The 17,468-nt window shown below is 63.2% G+C and carries 15 protein-coding genes, 1 other RNA gene and 1 pseudogene; 6 read left to right on the top strand and 11 right to left on the bottom strand.

The window, feature by feature from the left end; genetic code table 11:
* Positions 1–59: 59 nt before the first annotated feature.
* A complete protein-coding gene (locus tag ACH79_RS05910; RefSeq protein WP_161850170.1) occupies positions 60–911 on the bottom strand; it encodes an SDR family NAD(P)-dependent oxidoreductase in 852 nt (283 codons plus the stop codon).
* 1,123 nt (positions 912–2,034) lie between these two features.
* Here ACH79_RS05910 and ACH79_RS45015 point away from each other — a divergent pair.
* Positions 2,035–2,166: pseudogene (locus ACH79_RS45015) on the top strand (transposase); the annotation flags it as partial.
* A gap of 238 nt (positions 2,167–2,404) precedes the next feature.
* Here the strand turns inward: ACH79_RS45015 and ACH79_RS05900 are convergent.
* From ACH79_RS05900 to tkt, 8 genes are all read right to left on the bottom strand, one after another.
* Positions 2,405–3,199: an inositol monophosphatase family protein gene (locus tag ACH79_RS05900; RefSeq protein ID WP_161850169.1), complete on the bottom strand. Its 795-nt coding sequence runs from the start codon at positions 3,197–3,199 to the stop codon at positions 2,405–2,407.
* Between the two features lie 86 nt (positions 3,200–3,285).
* Positions 3,286–4,386, bottom strand: coding sequence for a tetratricopeptide repeat protein (locus tag ACH79_RS05895; protein WP_161850168.1), 1,101 nt, complete (start codon positions 4,384–4,386; stop codon positions 3,286–3,288).
* An 8-nt stretch (positions 4,387–4,394) separates the two neighbouring features.
* Positions 4,395–5,090 (bottom strand): thiamine phosphate synthase, encoded by a 696-nt coding sequence (locus ACH79_RS05890; protein ID WP_161850167.1) that lies wholly within the window; start codon positions 5,088–5,090, stop codon positions 4,395–4,397.
* A gap of 2 nt (positions 5,091–5,092) precedes the next feature.
* Entirely contained in the window at positions 5,093–6,118 is a 1,026-nt protein-coding gene (locus ACH79_RS05885; RefSeq protein ID WP_161850166.1) for a class I fructose-bisphosphate aldolase, read from the bottom strand.
* A gap of 141 nt (positions 6,119–6,259) precedes the next feature.
* Positions 6,260–7,327: a class II fructose-bisphosphate aldolase gene (fba, locus tag ACH79_RS05880; protein ID WP_161850165.1), complete on the bottom strand. Its 1,068-nt coding sequence runs from the start codon at positions 7,325–7,327 to the stop codon at positions 6,260–6,262.
* A gap of 50 nt (positions 7,328–7,377) precedes the next feature.
* A complete protein-coding gene (gene pgk / locus ACH79_RS05875; protein ID WP_161850164.1) occupies positions 7,378–8,574 on the bottom strand; it encodes a phosphoglycerate kinase in 1,197 nt (398 codons plus the stop codon).
* Positions 8,575–8,724: 150 nt separating this feature from the next.
* Positions 8,725–9,732 (bottom strand): type I glyceraldehyde-3-phosphate dehydrogenase, encoded by a 1,008-nt coding sequence (gap, locus tag ACH79_RS05870; RefSeq protein ID WP_065752092.1) that lies wholly within the window; start codon positions 9,730–9,732, stop codon positions 8,725–8,727.
* A 140-nt stretch (positions 9,733–9,872) separates the two neighbouring features.
* The gene (tkt, locus tag ACH79_RS05865; protein ID WP_161850163.1) at positions 9,873–11,858 is read right to left on the bottom strand and encodes a transketolase; all 1,986 of its coding nucleotides are present in this window, start codon (positions 11,856–11,858) and stop codon (positions 9,873–9,875) included.
* 287 nt (positions 11,859–12,145) lie between these two features.
* On the opposite strand from tkt, the gene ACH79_RS05860 reads away from it, so the two are divergent.
* Together ACH79_RS05860 and ACH79_RS05855 are read left to right on the top strand one after the other, a co-directional pair.
* Positions 12,146–12,466: a DUF4164 domain-containing protein gene (locus ACH79_RS05860; RefSeq protein WP_161850162.1), complete on the top strand. Its 321-nt coding sequence runs from the start codon at positions 12,146–12,148 to the stop codon at positions 12,464–12,466.
* Positions 12,463–12,846, top strand: a complete 384-nt coding sequence (locus tag ACH79_RS05855; RefSeq protein ID WP_057863148.1) for a cell division protein ZapA — start codon at positions 12,463–12,465, stop codon at positions 12,844–12,846. The genes ACH79_RS05860 and ACH79_RS05855 overlap by 4 nt, the downstream gene beginning before the upstream one ends.
* A 101-nt stretch (positions 12,847–12,947) precedes the next feature.
* On the opposite strand, the gene ACH79_RS05850 is transcribed toward ACH79_RS05855, so the two are convergent.
* A complete protein-coding gene (locus ACH79_RS05850; RefSeq protein ID WP_161850161.1) occupies positions 12,948–13,343 on the bottom strand; it encodes an endonuclease domain-containing protein in 396 nt (131 codons plus the stop codon).
* 180 nt (positions 13,344–13,523) lie between these two features.
* Between ACH79_RS05850 and ssrS the strand changes: the two genes are divergently transcribed.
* The 3 genes from ssrS (at position 13,524) to ACH79_RS05835 (ending at position 15,251) form a co-directional block, all read left to right on the top strand.
* Positions 13,524–13,684, top strand: a non-coding RNA gene (gene ssrS / locus ACH79_RS05845) — 6S RNA.
* Positions 13,685–13,850: 166 nt separating this feature from the next.
* Positions 13,851–14,426, top strand: a complete 576-nt coding sequence (locus ACH79_RS05840; RefSeq protein WP_161850160.1) for a 5-formyltetrahydrofolate cyclo-ligase — start codon at positions 13,851–13,853, stop codon at positions 14,424–14,426.
* A 3-nt stretch (positions 14,427–14,429) separates the two neighbouring features.
* The gene (locus ACH79_RS05835; RefSeq protein ID WP_161850159.1) at positions 14,430–15,251 is read left to right on the top strand and encodes a TIGR00282 family metallophosphoesterase; all 822 of its coding nucleotides are present in this window, start codon (positions 14,430–14,432) and stop codon (positions 15,249–15,251) included.
* Positions 15,252–15,260: 9 nt separating this feature from the next.
* On the opposite strand, the gene ACH79_RS05830 is transcribed toward ACH79_RS05835, so the two are convergent.
* Positions 15,261–17,468 carry a xanthine dehydrogenase family protein molybdopterin-binding subunit gene (locus ACH79_RS05830; RefSeq protein ID WP_161850158.1) on the bottom strand — a complete coding sequence of 736 codons (2,208 nt, stop codon included), beginning with the start codon at positions 17,466–17,468 and terminating at the stop codon, positions 15,261–15,263.

Genomic DNA, 17,468 nt, shown 5'->3' with positions numbered 1-17,468 from the left:
TAGCAGCGAAACGACGCTATGTGCCAACAGCAGACATCGGCCGTGAGCAGATGCGATAGCTAACGCCTCGGCGTCCTTCCGCGGATGCGGTCGAAGCCCTGCTTGATCGCGGCGAAGCGCCTGTCGATCGTGGCTTCGTGCTCGGTGTCGGTGAAGATGTAGGGCCAGTCATTTTCGATTGCCTCGCGAACCAGTTCGCCGACATAGAGCGGATCGATGCCAAATTTGTTGATCCGCTCCTGGAGTGCCTTGATAATATCGGCGATCGGTCCTTCCGTCGGCGGACTGCCGATCTTCTCGACGATCCGCTGCGGCACGTTGCGACGAAAATTAAAGATATGAGTGCGGACAACGCCCGGACACAGGACGGATACCCCGATTTTCCGCGGCGCGAGCACCGGCCGCAGTCCTTCGGACAGAGCCACCACTCCATATTTGGTCACATCATACTGCGGACTTCCTCCAGCGATCAGCCCGAAGACGGACGCCGTGGAAACAACTTGCCCTCCTTCGCCGTGCGCCTCGATCAGCGGACCGAATATCTCGATGCCCCAAATCACCGACATCAGATTGACGTCGAGAACCCAATTCCAACCCGCATCTGTCCAATGACCATAACCCCGGCCGCCGGCGACCCCCGCATTGTTGACCAGAATATGGACTTTTCCGTAGCGCGACACGGTGGCATCCGCTGCGGCGTGGAGGTCTGCTTTAAGCGATACATCCGCTCTCACGCCGTCAACGTCGGCGTTGGTAAGTTTCAATTTCGCTACCGCCGTTGCTAACGCCTCTTCCTCGATGTCGCATAACATGACCTTCACTCCCGCCTGCGACAGCGCCGTGGCGATCCCTAACCCGATGCCTGATGCTGCTCCGGTGATGAAGGCTGTCCGTCCGGTAAGGTCTTGCATGTGCGTATTTCCGTTGCTTTTGCAATTGGCCTTGGCAGATACCTATCTGGGTTCGCTGAGTTTATAGTACTTAAGCTTACAGGTGCGCCCGCCATGTCCGGTTTGGGTCTTGGCTGTGTGAAAACGCGAAGACGCTCAATCGCGATAGAAGAAGTTATTCGTCCAAAACCGTTTTAGTCGCTCAACGCGCAAGCGGATTCAACTCGGAGATCGAACTGAAGAATATCATTCTTCGTCGCGTTTCGATTTTTGAGTTTTTACACAGCCAGGGTCATTAGCGTCGGTTTGGCCGGACCACGGCGACTTCCGGTCTACCCCGGTGAACGGACATTCTTGGGATACAGCCGGGCATGTCTCAAAAGTGCCAGAAGCGGACATCAACAGGACGATGCCGAAGTCACGGTAGCTTGTGGGCGGCCATAGTCCGATGCACTTTTTTTGCATTGCGTTGAGCGCAGCGCTTCAATCCCAATCCATCCAAATGACGCCAAGAAACCAGCCACCGAAGAAAGCGGCACTAAGCCCCGTGAGATTGATTGTCACGTAGATAACAAGTTTGTCTTGAACAAAATGAAGTACGATCCACCCCAACAGCCCGCAAATTAGCCCGCAGCCTGCCGGCCAAATCGCACGCCGCCGAACTGCGCGCCGCTGGGCCGGGCCAAGCAGCTCAAAGTTCCGTGATAGATTCATGGATCGACGAAGCGATACCACTGCACTCAAGACCGCCACGATCAGAAAGGCAGTTAAGTACACCAGACATTATCCTTAGTGCCAACCATTACCATCTTAAAACGTCGTAGGCGGACCATCGCATAAATCGATTGCCTCAACCTTAACGAGCTAAACAGCTTTCTCGGAGCGCTATTGAAAACGCGTCAACGAAAACTCCGGGCAATGACAAAGTCCGCTTCGGGTCAATCGCTACGCGAGCGACCCAGCGGCAAGTCCGGCTATTTTCGGCTATGCCCCCAAAGCGGAAGTAATTCAGAGCATTAGCGGCTTCGCTAGAGGCCGGTGCGGATTGATGGCGCTACCCTGGACGTCATTCAAGCTTCGAAACCGGAGCCTCGAATCATGCGCTACGAAATTCAGCGAACATGAGTGGACCGCCATTAAGCCGATGCTGCCGAACAAGCCGCGCGGCGTTCGGCGAGTAGATGACCGCCGCGTGCTCGATGGCATCGTTTGGGTCCTGCATTCAGGCGCGCCATCGCGCGAGCCGCCAGCGACCTATGGTCCCCGCACGATTTGTTAGCATCGCTTCGTTCGGTGAATGATGGACTTATCTCGCTGATTTGCCCGACGTGTCAAATGTCTACTTCGGCAATCGACGAGTGCCGGCTACTGTGCATGGGGTTGTTTTCAATATTTTGGCTGGGAGCATTTTGGCTGGGAGCGCTAAGGCTCCTCCGTGTCCTTCCGCCGCCTCCGGAAGGCTGCATCACCCCGATCGCGGATGATGCGACGGCGCGTCGCTTGGAAACGTCGCCCTACTTCTCCAGCGGCTTCAGTATTTTCACCAGTTCCCCGTGCACGAACTCGTTGCCGCAGATCACGTGCCCGGTCTTCAGCGGATCGTCGTTGCCCTCGATGCCCGAGATCGTCCCGCCGGCTTCCCGCACCATGATCTGCCCGGCTGCGATGTCCCAGGGCTGCAGGTTACGTTCCCAGTAGCCGTCAAGGCGACCGGCGGCGACGAAGGCGAGGTCGAGGGAGGCGGCGCCGAAGCGGCGGAAGCCGGCGACCTTGTTTTGCAGCGCGGCCATTTCCTTCAGCGCCAGTCCATGGTCGCCGCGGCCGATATGCGGCAGGCCGCAGGCGACGACGCATTCGTCGAGCTGGCGGCGGCCGGCGACGCGCAGGCGCTGGTCGTTGAGGAACGCGCCCTTGCCGCGCTCGGCGATGTAGAGCTCGTCATTGGCGGGGTTGTAGATCACGCCGGCGATGATGGTGTCTTCGCGCCGCAAGCCGATCGAGATCGCGAATTGCGGGATGCCGTGCAGGAAGTTGGTGGTGCCGTCGAGCGGGTCGACGATCCAGGTGTGGGTCTTGTCGGCGCCCTCGCGCGTGCCGCCTTCCTCGCCGATGAAGCCATAGCCCGGCCGCGCCTTGGCGAGGTCCTCGTACAGCATTTCCTCGGCGCGCTTGTCGGCCTTGCTGACGAAGTTCGCCGGCCCCTTCAGTGACACCTGCAGATGCTCGATCTCACCGAGATCGCGCTTGAGGCTGCGGCCGGCGCGGCGCGCGGCTTTCACCATGACGTTGATAACGGCTGAATAGAGCATGATGCGGGCTTGTGGTGTGAGGGAACGGCCCAATGCCGTCAGGGGTTAGGGACTGGGTGCCCTGCAGACGTGCCGCCGTCAAGGCGTCATTTGCCGGTGGTGCCGGTCCATTTCTTCGCCGCCTCCTGAACCTTGGCGCGATCCTCGGGGCTGAGCTCCGAGAGCCGCTCGTCCAGCTCGGGGTCGCCCTTGCCGGCGGTCTTGGCGACAAGGTGCCACTTCAGGCCTTCGATCTTGTCCATCGGCGCCCCCTGTCCGCTGATCAGCACGCGCGCGAGGCGGTTTTGTGCGATCGGCGAGTTCTGTCGCGCCGCCTTGCGCAGCAGCGCGACCGCCGCGGGCTGGTTCCTGGGCGTGCCGGTGCCGTTATAGAGTGCAATCGCGTATTCGACCTCGGCGTCGACATTGTCGGCGAGCGCAGCCGCCTGCAGCAGCCGCACCGCCTTGTCGAGGTCCTTCGGCACGCCGGTGCCTTCCTTGTAGAAGGTCGCGAGCGCGTATTGCGCCTCCGGGTTGCCTGCGTCGGCGGCGCCGCGCAGCAGTTCGGCGGCGCGCCGCACGTCCTGCGGCAGCGTGTTGCCGTCGAGATAGAGCAGCGCCAGATTGTAGGCCGCCTTCGCGTTGCCGAGCTTGGCGGAGGAAGCCAAGAGCTTCACCGCCTGATCGCGATTGGTGTTACCGCCGCGGCCGGACAGCCGCATCATGGCGAGCGCGAACATGGCCTCCCGGTCGCCGGCATCTGCCGCACGCTGGTACCAATCGGCGGCCTTGGCATAATCGCGCTTGACGCCGAGCCCGTTGGCATAGAGCTCGCCCAGCATCGTCATCGCCTTCGGGTCACCGTTGTATTGCGCGCGCGTCGTCGCGAGATCGAACGCGGTCTTGTAGAGGCCGCGCTGATAGGCGCCATAGACGAGGTCGGCGTTCGGATCCTCGAAGGCGGCCGTCGGTGAAGGGAAGGGCGTCGGCGTGGCCGCCGGTTTGGGTGCTGCCGCCGGCTTCGGCGACGCCGTAGGCTGCTTCGCGGCCGGCGGCGCCTTTGGCTTGGGCGGCGCTTCCTTTTTTGCCGCCGGCGGGCTTGCGGCCGGTGGCTGCGCCGCAGGCGGCGTCAGCGAGACCTGCGCGGAGGCGCCGGCCATCGTTATCGAGAGGCAGGCAAGCAGCAATATGGGACGCAGCAGTTTCATATCCGGTGTTATCCGTGCCCGGCCTGATCGGCGCCGGGTTTGGCCTTTCCGAACGTTGCTTCGTATCCTTCCGCGATCGCCTGCGCGGCATCGATCAGCGCAGCCTTGGCGCCGCGCGGGTCGGCCCAGATGAAATCGCCGGCGAGCACGAAGTCCGCCCCGGCTGCTGCAAATTCGAAAGCCTCCTCGCGCGAGGTGGCAAAGCCGACGCAGGGCGGTTCGAACAATTCGTCCCACCATTGCAGGCGCTCGGCAATTGCTTCCGTCGAGGGTCGCTGGCCCCTGGCATCGGGCTCGCCGAACAGCACGTAATCGGCGCCCGCTTCGCCCGCGGCCATCGAATCGTGCCGCGTGGCAAGGCCGCCGACGCCGGCAATGCGATCCGGCTTCAGGGTTGGCCAGGCATCTTCCAGCGTGGCAAGTCCGTTCAGATGCGCGCCGTCGGCGCCGGCGCGCGCCACCAGTTCGACATGGCCGTCGAGCAGGAGCGCTGCGCCGGCATTCTGGATTGCCGGCGCCAGCGTTTTCACGCGGGAAGTCATGGTCTTTTGATCGGTCTGCTTCAGTCGCAGCAGCACCGCCGCGACGTCAGCCACGGCCAGCAGCTCGGTGAGCTGACTTGCGAGCTCAGACGGATCGTCCACTTCAGGCGTCGCGAGATAGAGGCGCGGCGCCGGGCGCGGCGGAAGAGGTTTGGTAGCCAAGTCTAGGCGACCTTCTTTTCCAGGCCGGTTTCCCACTCGCCCTTGCTCGCCAGCGCATTCATTCGCGCACGGTGCGTGAACGCGCGCTGGCCTGCGGCGACGTTCTCGGCCTTGCCGGACCACGCCTTTTGCGGCGCCGCCTGCAGCGCGCGGCCATACGAGAAGGTCAGCCGCCACGGCAGGCCGCCGATCCGGTTCATGGCATCCAGATGCGCGGTCGCTTCCTCGTCGGATTGTCCACCGGAAAGGAAGGCGATGCCCGGCACGGCGGCGGGAACGCAGCTCTTCAACAGGCGAACGGTCTTCTCCGCGACTTCATCGACGGGAGCTTGCTTCGCGCACTTCTTGCCTGAGATGGCCATGTTGGGCTTCAGCACCATGCCTTCGAGCTCGACGCGCTGAACCCGCAATTCCTGGAACGTTTTGTTCAGCACGCGCTGGGTCACGTCATAGCAACGATCGATATCGTGATCGCCGTCCATCAGCACTTCCGGCTCGACGATCGGAACGATCTGCGCCGCCTGGCACAGCGCGGCGTAGCGCGCCAGCGCATGCGCGTTGACGCTGATCGCGGTCATCGTCGGAATGCCGCTGCCGATATCGATCACCGCGCGCCATTTGGCAAAGCGCGCGCCGCGCTCGTAATATTTCTTCAGGCGCTCGGCGAGCTTGTCGAGACCGACGGTGACCAGTTCGCCCGGGCACTGCGGCAGCGCCTGCGTCCCTTCGTCAACTTTGATGCCGGGGATCGCGCCGGACTGCTCGATCAGCTTAACCAGCGGCGTGCCGTCCTTGGCATTCTGCCAGATGGTCTCGTCGTAGAGGATCACACCCGAGACATACTTGCTCATCGCCTCGGTGGAGCGGAACAGCATCTCGCGATAGTCGCGGCGGTTCTCCTCTGTCGATTCGACCTTGATGGCGTCGAAACGCTTCTTGATCGTCCCTGAGGATTCGTCGGCGGCGAGAATGCCCTTGCCTGGGGTGACCATGGCGAGGGCAACCTTGTTGAGGTCAGCAAGATTCATGGGAACGTTCTCCGGAAACATCATGCCCTTGCTGGCCAAAATAGGCGGTTCTCGGGCAATTGCCTAGAAAACGTTCGTCGCACCTTGGGTGTTTGCTGGGCGCGCGGGTGCCGCTTCAGGCGACCTCGTCAGGCGACCTTTTCAGGCGATCTTGGGGTCGAGCTCACCCTTGGTGTAGCGCTTGGCCATTTCGGCCGTCGTCAGCACCTTCTTGATCTTGCTGGCCTGCCCCGCGGTATTGAACTCCTGCAGCCGCTGCTTGCACAGCTTGGCCATGGCTTCCATCGCGGGCTTCAGATATTTGCGCGGATCGAACTCTTCCGGATTGTCCTTCAGCACCTTGCGGATCTGCCCGGTCATCGCCATCCGGTTGTCGGTGTCGATGTTGATCTTGCGCACGCCGTTCTTGATGCCGCGCTGGATTTCGGACACCGGCACGCCCCAGGTCGGCTTCATCTTGCCGCCATTGGCGTTGATGATCTCCTGCAGATCCTGCGGCACCGAGGACGAGCCGTGCATCACCAGATGCGTGTTCGGCAGTTTGCGATGGATCTCCTCGATCACGTTCATGGCGAGGATGTCGCCATCCGGCTTGCGGGTGAACTTGTAGGCGCCGTGCGAGGTGCCCATCGCAATCGCCAGCGCGTCGACCTTGGTCTCTTTCACGAACTTCACGGCTTCGTCGGGATTGGTCAGGAGCTGGTCGTGCGACAGCTTGCCTTCGGCGCCGTGGCCGTCTTCCTTGTCGCCCATGCCGGTTTCGAGCGAGCCGAGCACGCCGAGTTCGCCTTCCACCGAGATGCCGCCGAGATGGGCCATGTCGGTGACGGTCTTGGTCACGCCGACATTGTAGTCCCAGTCGCCGGGAGTCTTGCCGTCGGCTTTCAGTGAACCGTCCATCATGACAGAAGTGAAGCCGGCCTGGATTGCGGTCATGCAGGTCGCGGGCTCGTTGCCGTGGTCGAGATGCACGCAGACTGGAATCTGCGGATAGATTTCGGTGACGGCGTCCATCATGTGCTTGAGCATCACGTCATTGGCGTAGGAGCGCGCGCCGCGCGAAGCCTGGATGATGACGGGCGCATCGAGCGAGGAGGCGGCCTCCATGATGGCCAGCGCCTGCTCCATGTTGTTGATGTTGAACGCCGGCACACCGTAATCGTGCTCTGCCGCGTGATCGAGCAGTTGACGCAAGGTAATGCGAGCCATTCAAATTCTCCTGTATTTGCCGCGCCTGTGGCGCCCCATCAAGTCTGGATTTAACGCTGTTTCAGCACTTCCACGCCGGGCAACGGTTTCCCTTCCATCCATTCGAGAAACGCGCCGCCGGCCGTCGAAACATAGGAAAAATCGTCGGCCACACCGGCCTGGTTCAGCGCCGCGACGGTGTCGCCGCCGCCGGCGACCGAAATCAATTTCTTGGCCTTGGTCCGCTCTGCGGCGTGCTTCGCCGCTACCATGGTGCCACGGTCGAACGGCGTCATTTCGAACGCGCCGAGCGGGCCGTTCCAGACCAATGTCTTGGCGTCATCGATCGCGGCGTGAATGCGCGCGGTCGATTGCGGGCCGACATCGAGGATCATGCCGTCGGCCGGAATGGCGTCGAGGCCATAGGCATGCGAGGGCGAGTTGGCCGCGAAGTGATAGGCGACCACGGCATCAACGGGGAGGATGATGGCGCAGTTCGCGGCCTCGGCCTTTTCCATTATGCGCAGCGCGGTTGCCGCGAGATCTTTCTCCGCCAGCGACTTGCCGACGCTGACGCCCTGCGCGTGCAGGAAGGTGTTGGCCATGCCGCCGCCGATCACCAGTGCATCGACTTTGGTCACGAGGTTTTCGAGCAGATCGATCTTGGTCGAGACCTTGGCACCGCCGATGACCGCGATGACCGGCTTGGTCGGCGCTTCCAGCGCCTTGCCGAGCGCGTCGAGCTCGGCCTGCATGGTGCGGCCGGCATAGGCCGGCAGCTTGTGGCCGAGGCCTTCGGTGGAAGCGTGCGCACGGTGCGCGGCCGAGAATGCGTCGTTGACCCAGATGTCACCGAGCTTGGCGAGTTCGGCGACGAACGCCGGATCGTTCTTCTCTTCCTCTTTGTGGAAGCGGGTGTTCTCCAGGCAGAGGATGTCGCCGTCCTTCATGGCGGCGATGGCCTTGGCTGCGGCCTCGCCGATGCAGTCGTCGGCAAACGCAACCGGCTTCCTGATGACCTCGCCCAGCGCCGTCGCGACGGGCTTGAGCGAATCCTTGGCATCGCGCCCCTTCGGGCGGCCGAAATGGGCGAGCAGGATGACCTTGCCGCCCTTGTCGGAAATTTCGGTGATGGTCGGCGCGACGCGCTCGAGCCTTGTCGCGTCGGTGACGCGGCCGTTCTCCATGGGCACGTTGAGGTCGACGCGCAGCAGCACGCGCTTGCCCTTCACGTCGACGTCATCGAGGGTGCGGAATGATTTTGTCATGGGCGGGCTCGGACTCTCGGCGGTCATTTCGGGGCGATGCGAAGCATCGAACCCGGAATCTCGAGATTCCGGGTCTGGTCCTTCGGACCACCCCGGAATGACGGAACAAGAATGCCCGGCACAAGGCCGGGCATGACGACATCTAGAATCTTACAGCAGCTTCCCCATCGCAACGGCCGTGTCGGCCATGCGGTTGGAGAAACCCCATTCGTTGTCGTACCAGGACATCACGCGCACCAGCGTGCCGTTCTGCACCTTGGTCTGGTCCTCGTGGAACGTGGACGAGTGGGGATCGTGGTTGAAGTCGATCGAGACGTTCGGAGCAGTAGTGTAGCCGAGGATGCCCTTGAGCTGCTGCTCGGACGCGCGCTTCATCGCCGCGTTGATTTCCTTGGCATCGGTGGCGCGCTTGGCCACGATCTTGAGGTCGACCACCGAGACGTTCGGGGTCGGCACGCGGATCGCGACGCCGTCAAGCTTGCCCTTCAGCTCGGGGAGCACGAGGCCAATCGCTTTCGCCGCGCCGGTCGAGGTCGGGATCATCGACATCGCCGCGGCGCGGCCGCGATAGAGGTCCTTGTGCAGAGTATCGAGCGTCGGCTGGTCGCCGGTGTAGGCGTGGATCGTGGTCATGAATCCCGTCTCGATGCCGACGGTGTCGTTCAAGACCTTGGCGACCGGCGCCAGGCAGTTGGTGGTGCAGGAGCCGTTGGAGACGACCAGATGATCCTTGGTCAGGGTGTCATGATTGACGCCGAACACGATGGTCGCGTCGGCATTGTCGGCGGGCGCCGAGACCAGCACGCGCTTGGCGCCGGCGGTCAGGTGCGCGGAGGCCTTGTCCTTGGCGGTGAAAATGCCGGTGCATTCCAGCGCGATGTCGACGCCCAGCGCCTTCCACGGCAGCTTCGACGGATCGCGCTCGGCGGAAACCTTGATCTTGCCATTGCCGAGGCTGAGCGAGTCGCCGTCGACGGTCACCGTGCCGGGGAAGCGGCCATGCACGGAGTCGAAGCGCAGCAGGTGGGCGTTGGTCTCGACCGGGCCGAGATCGTTGATCCCGACCACTTCGATATCCTTGCGGCCAGATTCCGCAATCGCCCGCAACACGTTGCGGCCAATGCGGCCAAATCCGTTGATCGCGACGCGGATTGCCATGCTGGTCTCTCCTCTAATAGCCGGTGCCGGCCCCGCGGAGTCGTTCCACGGAGGGGCTTACGGCGGAACGCCCGGTTCTGCCGGGCGGGAACGGTCAAGATGGGGGTCTAGGTAGTCCTTTTTCCCCAAGAGCTCAACCGTCAGCCCAGGCCCTTCACGGCAGCGTTAACGACGGCCTCGGCGGTAATTCCGAAGTGCTTGAAAAGGTCCTTGGCTGGCGCGCTGGCGCCGAAACCGTGCATGCCCACGAATTCACCATCGTGGCCGATGATGGCATCCCAGCCCCACCGTACCGCGGCCTCAATGGCGACCTTGACCGGTGCATTGCCGATGATGGCTTGCTGGCGGTCCGCCGGCTGCGCCAGCAACAGCTCCAGCGAGGGCACCGAGACCACCCGCGACGGGATGCCGCGTTCAGCCAGTTGCTTCTGGGCGGCCACGGCGACCTCGACCTCGGAGCCCGAGGCGAACAGCGACACCTTGGCCTCACCCTGGGCTGCGACCAGTTCATAGGCGCCATGCGCGCAAGGGTTATCGTTCGGCGCGTTGGTGCGCAGTTGCGGCAGGTTCTGGCGGGTCAGCGCCAGCACCGTCGGACCGTCGACACGGTTCAGCGCGAGCTCCCAGCACTCGGCGACCTCGACGGCGTCGCAGGGGCGGAACACGCGCATGTTGGGAATGGCGCGAAGTGCTGCGAGATGCTCCACCGGCTGGTGCGTCGGTCCATCCTCGCCGAGCCCGATGGAATCATGGGTCATCACATAGACGACGCCCGCGCCCATCAGCGCGGCAAGCCGCATCGCGGGCCGCGCATAGTCCGTGAACACCAGGAAGGTCGCGCCGTTCGGCGCGAAGCCGCCATGCAGGAAGATGCCGTTCATCGCCGCGGCCATGCCGTGCTCGCGGATGCCGTAATGGATGAAGCGGCCCTTCGGCGTCTTGGCCGAGAACGCGACAGCCGATTTCGCCTTGTTGTTGTTGGAGCCGGTGAGGTCGGCGGAGCCGGCGAGGAATTCCATCGGCATCGCGGCCGCAATTGCCTCGATCGCGGATTCGGAGGACTTCCGCGTGGCGACATTCTGCGGCGATTCCAGCAATGCCTTCTTGTGCGCGCGCAGCGCCTTCGACAGCGCGGCCGGCCGCTCGTGCCGCATCCGCCGCTCAAACTCGGCGCGCTTGCGGGGACCGAGCTCGGCGAAAACGCTTTCCCATTCCTGGCGCGCGGCAGCGCCACGGCTGCCGGCCTCACGCCATGCCTTCAGCACATCGTCAGGTACCGAGAAGGCTTCCAGCGAGATGCCGAGCTTTTCCTTGGCGCCCTTGAGCTCGTCGGCGCCGAGCGCCTCGCCGTGGGCCTTCGCCGTGCCGGCCCGCGTCGGCGCGCCATAGCCGATGGTGGTCTTGCAGGCGATCAACGACGGCTTGTTGGATTTCTGCGCGCGGGTGATCGCGGCGGCAATCGCCTTCGGATCATGGCCGTCGATCAATTCCGCCGCCCAGCCGGCGGACTTGAAGCGCTTCACCTGATCGACCGAATCGGCGAGCGAGGTCGGGCCGTCGATCGAGATGCCGTTATCGTCATACAGCACGATCATCTTGTTCAGCTTCCAGTGCCCGGCCAGCGCGATCGCTTCCTGCGACACGCCTTCCATCAGGTCGCCGTCGGAGGCGAGCACGTAGGTGTGATGGCCGACCACCTTCTTGCCGAACTCGGCGGCGAGCATCTTTTCCGCCAGCGCCATGCCTACCGCGGTGGCGATGCCCTGGCCGAGCGGGCCGGTGGTGGTCTCGACGCCGCTGGTCTCGAAGTTCTCAGGATGGCCCGGCGTCTTGGAGCCGAGCTGGCGGAAATTCCTGATCTGGTCGAGCGTCATGTCCTTGTTGCCGGTGAGGTACAGCAGGGCATAGAGCAGCATCGAGCCGTGTCCGGCCGAGAGCACGAAGCGGTCGCGGTCCGGCCAGTTCGGATCAGTTGCATCGAATTTGAGGAACTGTGTGAACAGCACGGTCGCGATGTCGGCAGCGCCCATCGGCAAGCCGGGATGGCCGGATTTCGCCTTTTCGACGGCATCCATGGCAAGCCCGCGAATCGCATTGGCCATACGGGTGTGATCGACTTGCGTCATGATGAAAATCCGCCTGAAATGAGGTGCTTGGTTAGGGGTACGTACCGGGCGAAGGCCGGAATACGGGCGTGCTTAGGGGAAAGTGCGGGCTGGATAGCACCTCAATCCCCCCGAGTCCAAGGCGGGGAAACGCCCTTCCGGTCCAAAAAGTTGCTTAGCAGTGCATAGCTTCGCGTCGGCGTTGCGCTCGGCTCGCTTGCCACGTAAATTTCGGGCTCTAACCGCTTGCCGAACCGCGGATTTTGCTGCCGTCCGGCGGGCTCACGCGAAGGTGCGCGCTGTCTCTCATGAGCGATCGTCACACTAACGGTATCGGCAATGCCGAGCCGGTCCAAGTCGACATCGATGTCGCCACTCGGCGCCTGATGCTGGCACTCGACGCGCTCGAGGCTGCGGCCGAGCGGCGGCGCGATGCCGACCGCGACGAGAACGAACTGGCGAGCCGGATCCAGGCGCTCGGCGCCGATCGCTCGCGTCTTGCCGACGAACTCGACGGCTCGCTGGTGAAGACGCGCAGGCTGGAGCGGGCCAATCGCGAGATATCAGAAAAACTCGATGCCGCGATCGGCACCATCCGCGCGGTGCTCGACGCCGGAGAGGATGAATGAGCCACATCAACGTCACCATCAACGGCCGGCAGTACCGCATGGCCTGCGAGGAAGGGCAGGAAGTGCGGCTCCTCAAACTCGCCGAGAGCCTGGAATCGCGGGTCGGAGAGTTGCGCGGCAAGTTCGGCGAGATCGGCGATGCGCGGCTGACGGTGATGGCCGCGCTGACGGTGTGCGACGAACTGGTCGATGCCAACGCGCGCATTCGCGCGCTGGAGGGCGAACTCGAAACCCTGCGCAACGTTCGCACGGCCGCCGCCGACCGCGCCAAGGCCACCCAAGTGGCCGTCGCCAACGCCCTCAACGCCGCCGCCGACCGCATCGAAAAGACCACGCAGGTGATCAACCGCACCATCGGCAACGGCGTCGCAATCGGGTGAAATGCGCCATTAGCGCTCGTTCTTTACCCTCCCCTGGAGGGGTCGAGACGAGCGAAGCTCGCTCTTGGGGTCGCCGCGTAGCGGCGGGGTGGGGTGACAGTCTATCGTCGTCGATGGTGTCTGAGGCGAAGGGCCTCTGCTTCACGCGCCCCATATACCTCCACGTAAATCTTCTCCATCACTGCATTGAGATCCGCACTCACATCCGAATTCCAGAAGCGGATGACACGATAGCCTTCCTGCTCCAGCCAAGCTTGCCTTTCGCTGTCGCGCTCGGCGGTTGCGTCATCGTCGTGATGTCCGCCATCGAGCTCGATGATCAGACGCTTCGCTGGACAGAAAAAGTCCACAACATACTGACCGATCGGCGCCTGCCGACGGAAATGCGTACCTTCTATCGGCAGCTCTTTCAGGGCCCGCCAGAGAATGCGTTCGTGCGGCGTCGTATTGGCGCGCAGCTTCTTTGCTGCTGCGCGGCGGATAGCCGTTGAAATCATGTCGATCTCGCTCGCGGATAGATCACCCCACCCCGCTCGCATCGACGATGCTGCGCATCGCCGAGTGCGAACGACCCTCCCCCTCCAGGGGAGGGTGAAGTGGAGCGCAATCTAAGGATGAGCACAAGTGTCGCGCGTTACCGCTGGCGGTTTCCGCCCACAACCCTTACATTGGTTCTTGCGAAGCTGCGTCGTGCGTCAGGAGCCATATATCCCCGGGGCCTTATCGATCCTTTAGGGAACTGTCCCTGGCCGGGTCCGTGGATCCGGACATATGGTGCCCACCTACTTTCGTAGGGAACTCCGGGATCGAGTGCTTCAACGGCGATCGCGGCTTCGCACTCTTGTTTGTTCTTGCTCGTGACTTTGTCCTACCCGCGCACGTCCCGTCATACCCCGCGCATGCGGGGTATCGAGTACGCCGCGGCGTCTCGGTTGAATCACTGAAGTCTCTGGAATACTGGATCACCCGCATTCGCGGGTGATGACGGCGAAGAGCAGCATGGCATGACGACAACCCTCTCCAAAGCCGACCTCCGCACGACAGCGCTCGCCAAGCGCGACGCATTGAGCGACGAGCAGCGCGCCGCTGCAGCGCAGGCGATCGCCAAGCGCGGCCTGCCATTTGGAATCGAGCCGGGCCTCGTTGTGTCAGGATATTCGCCGATCCGCAGCGAGATCGATCCGGCGCCCCTGATGCGCAAGCTCGCCGGGCAGGGCGCAAAGCTCGCGTTGCCGGCCGTGCTGTCGCGCGGAAAATCGCTGGCGTTCCGCGCGTGGTCGCCCGACGATCGCCTGATGCTGGGCCCGCTCGGCATCCTCGAACCATCGCCTGCGGCCGAAGAACTGATTCCCGACATCATGCTGGTGCCGCTGGCGGCGTTCGACCGCGAGGGTCACCGCATCGGCTATGGTGCAGGACATTACGACTTCACGCTGGCGCATTTGCGAAAAGCCAAGGCGATCACGGCGATCGGCGCCGCCTTTTCCGTGCAGGAAATAAAAACCGTTCCCGCGCTGCCGCACGACGTGGCGCTGGATTATGTGCTAACGGAAAAGAAAGTGTTCGATTTCCGGAGCTGAACTTTGCGTATTCTTTTCGTAGGCGACGTGGTCGGTCGCGCTGGCCGTACCGCAATCGCGGAACATCTTCCCGGCATGATCAGGGACTGGGCGCTCGATCTTGTCGTCGTCAATGGCGAGAATTCCGCCGGCGGGTTCGGCATCACCGAGACGATCTATCAGGAACTGCTCGATGCCGGCGCGGATGCCATCACGCTCGGCAATCACGCCTGGGATCAGCGCGAGGCGCTGGTGTTCATCGAGCGTGCGCCAAAACTGATCCGCCCCGCAAACTTTCCCAAGGGCACGCCGGGCCGCGGTGCGGCGCTGGTCGATACCAAGAACGGCAAGCGTGCGCTCATCGTCAACGCCATCGGCCGCGTCTTCATGACGCCGTTCGACGATCCGTTTCAGGTCCTCAACCGCGAACTCGAGGCCTGTCCGCTCGGCGAGGCGGCGGACGCGATCGTGATCGATTTCCATGGCGAGGCGACTAGCGAGAAGCAGGGCATCGGCTATTTCTGCGACGGCCGCGCCAGCCTCGTCGTCGGCACCCATACCCATGTGCCGACCGCGGATCACCAGATTCTCACCGGCGGTACCGCCTACATGACCGACGCGGGCATGACCGGCGACTATGACTCTGTCATCGGCATGCAGAAGGAGGAGCCGCTGCGGCGCTTCACGACGGGCATTCCGTCAGCCCGCTTCGAACCGGCGGCCGGTGTTGCGACACTCAGTGGCGTTGCAGTCGAGACCGATGATGCCACCGGCCTCGCGCTGCGCGTTGCGCCGGTGCGGGCCGGCGGCAGGCTCGAGCCGGCAGTGCCGGGATTCTGGAGCTGACAAGTCCTCTCAATTGAACTGAATCACCTTGTCCAGCGTGATCGGCAGGTCGCGCACCCGCTTTCCCGTTGCATGGTTGACCGCGTTGGCGATCGCCGCCGCGACGCCGACGATGCCGATCTCGCCGAGGCCCTTGATGCCGAGCGGGTTGACCATCTCGTCCGGTTCGTCGACGAAGATGACCTTGATGTCGTGGATGTCGGCATTCACTGGCACATGGTATTCGGCGATATTGGCGTTCATCACCCGTCCGAAGCGATGGTCGTAGAGTGTTTCTTCGTGCAGCGCCATGCCGATGCCCCAGACCACGCCGCCCATGACCTGGCTGTGGGCCGTCTTGGGGTTGAGGATGCGGCCCGCGGCGACGGCTTTGACCACGCGAGTCACGCGGATGATGCCGATCTCTTCGTCGACCTTGACCTCGGCGAAGATCGCCGAGTGCACATTGCGCGCGTGAGACTTGTCTTCGGAAGGCTGGTTGGTTTCCTCGCGCGTGATGCGCTCGGCCTTGCCTGATTGCATCGCGCTTGCGATCGAGACCGCGCGGCTTGCATCCCGCTTGCTGACGATCTTGCCGTCGATCAGCGCAACGTCGTCTACGCCGGCGCCCGACAGCGGTGAATCCGTCGTCGTCTTTGCAAGCTCCAGCAAGTCGCCGCGAACCGCGCGGGCGGTATTCGCGATGGCGTTGCACACGGATGATGCGATCCACGAGCCGCCTTCCACCGGACACTGCGGCAGGGTGGAATCGCCGAGCTTGACGCTGATATTGTCGATCGGCAGGCCGAGCATGTCGGCCGCCACCTGCGCCATGATCGTGTAGGTTCCGGTGCCGATATCGGAGGCGGCGGTCGCCACTTCGGCGTGGCCGTTCGCCGTCAGCACGATGCGGACCGTGGCCGGCACCTGCAGCGCTTCCCATACACCGGATGCCATGCCCCAGCCGACCAGTTCGCTGCCGTCGCGCATCGAGCGCGGCTCGGCGTTGCGCTTGTTCCAGCCAAACACCTCCGCGCCCTGCGCGTAGCACTCGCGAAGTTGCTTGCTGGTATAGGGAAGGTCCTCGCCCTGATGGCGGTCGGAATAGCATTGCAGCCGTAGCTGCACCGGATCGGTCTTGAGCGCGATGGCAAGTTCGTCCATCGCGCATTCCAGCGCATAGACGCCGGTCGCAGCGCCCGGCGCCCGCATGTCGCAGGACGTCGGCAGATCGAGCTTGACGAGTTTGTGCTCGAATTTCGCGTTGGGACTCTTGTAGAGCAGATTGCCCCAGCCGGTGTCGTTGCGCGCAAATTCCTCGAACTGCGAGGTCACGGCGATGGCTTCATGTTGCATTGAGTCGAGTGTGCCGCTGCTGCTCGCGCCAAGCGCCAGCCGTTCGATGCTCGCCGGCCGGTAGCCGAGCGCATACATCTGCGCCCTCGTCACCATGACGCGGACGGGGCGCTTGAGCGCGGTAGCTCCCAGCACGGCCAGCACGACCTGATATTGCGGACGCAAGCCCGCGCCGAAACCGCCACCCATATAGGGCGACATGACACGAACCGCATTGGGCTGCAGCTTGAAAACCTTGCAAAGATACTGCTGGACATTCTGCACGCCTTGCGTCTTGTCGTAGACGGTGAGCTGGCCGTTCTCCCAGATCGCGGTCGAGGCAAACAACTCCATCGGATTGTGGTGCTCGGTCGGAATGGTGTATTCGGCCGCGTGGCGGACGGCGGCGGACGCAAATGCCTTTTCGGCATCGCCGCGCGGCTTCTCCGGCGTGTCGATGGCATACGCCCTGGTGCGCTCTGCGTGCAGGTCGGTGACGTGCGGCTCCTTCTGGTATTCGATCCTCACCTGCGAGGCGGCGACGCGCGCTGTTTCCCAATCTTCCGCCAGCACCAGCGCGACCGGCTGTCCGGTGAACTGGATCCTGTCGTCGTAGAGCGGGCGGTAGGGCGAACCCTTCTCGGGCGCGACCTCGTCCTTGTAGGCGTCATCCTTGTCGGCCATTGGCGGTCGATTGTGGTGGGTGAGCACGTCGATCACGCCCGCAATGCCCAGCGCGCCGCTGGTGTCGATGCGCACGATCCGCCCCTTCGGGATGACCGACTCGACGACATAGCCGTGGACGAGACCGGGAACGTTGAACTCGCCGGCATATTTGGCTTCGCCGGTAACCTTGGCCCGGCCGTCGACACGGGACGTCGCTGTTCCGATGTAGCTTGCCAT

The sequence above is a fragment of the Bradyrhizobium sp. CCBAU 051011 genome (genome assembly GCF_009930815.1).
Taxonomy (GTDB): Bacteria; Pseudomonadota; Alphaproteobacteria; order Rhizobiales; family Xanthobacteraceae; genus Bradyrhizobium.
This window is presented reverse-complemented; position numbering and strand designations above follow the sequence as displayed.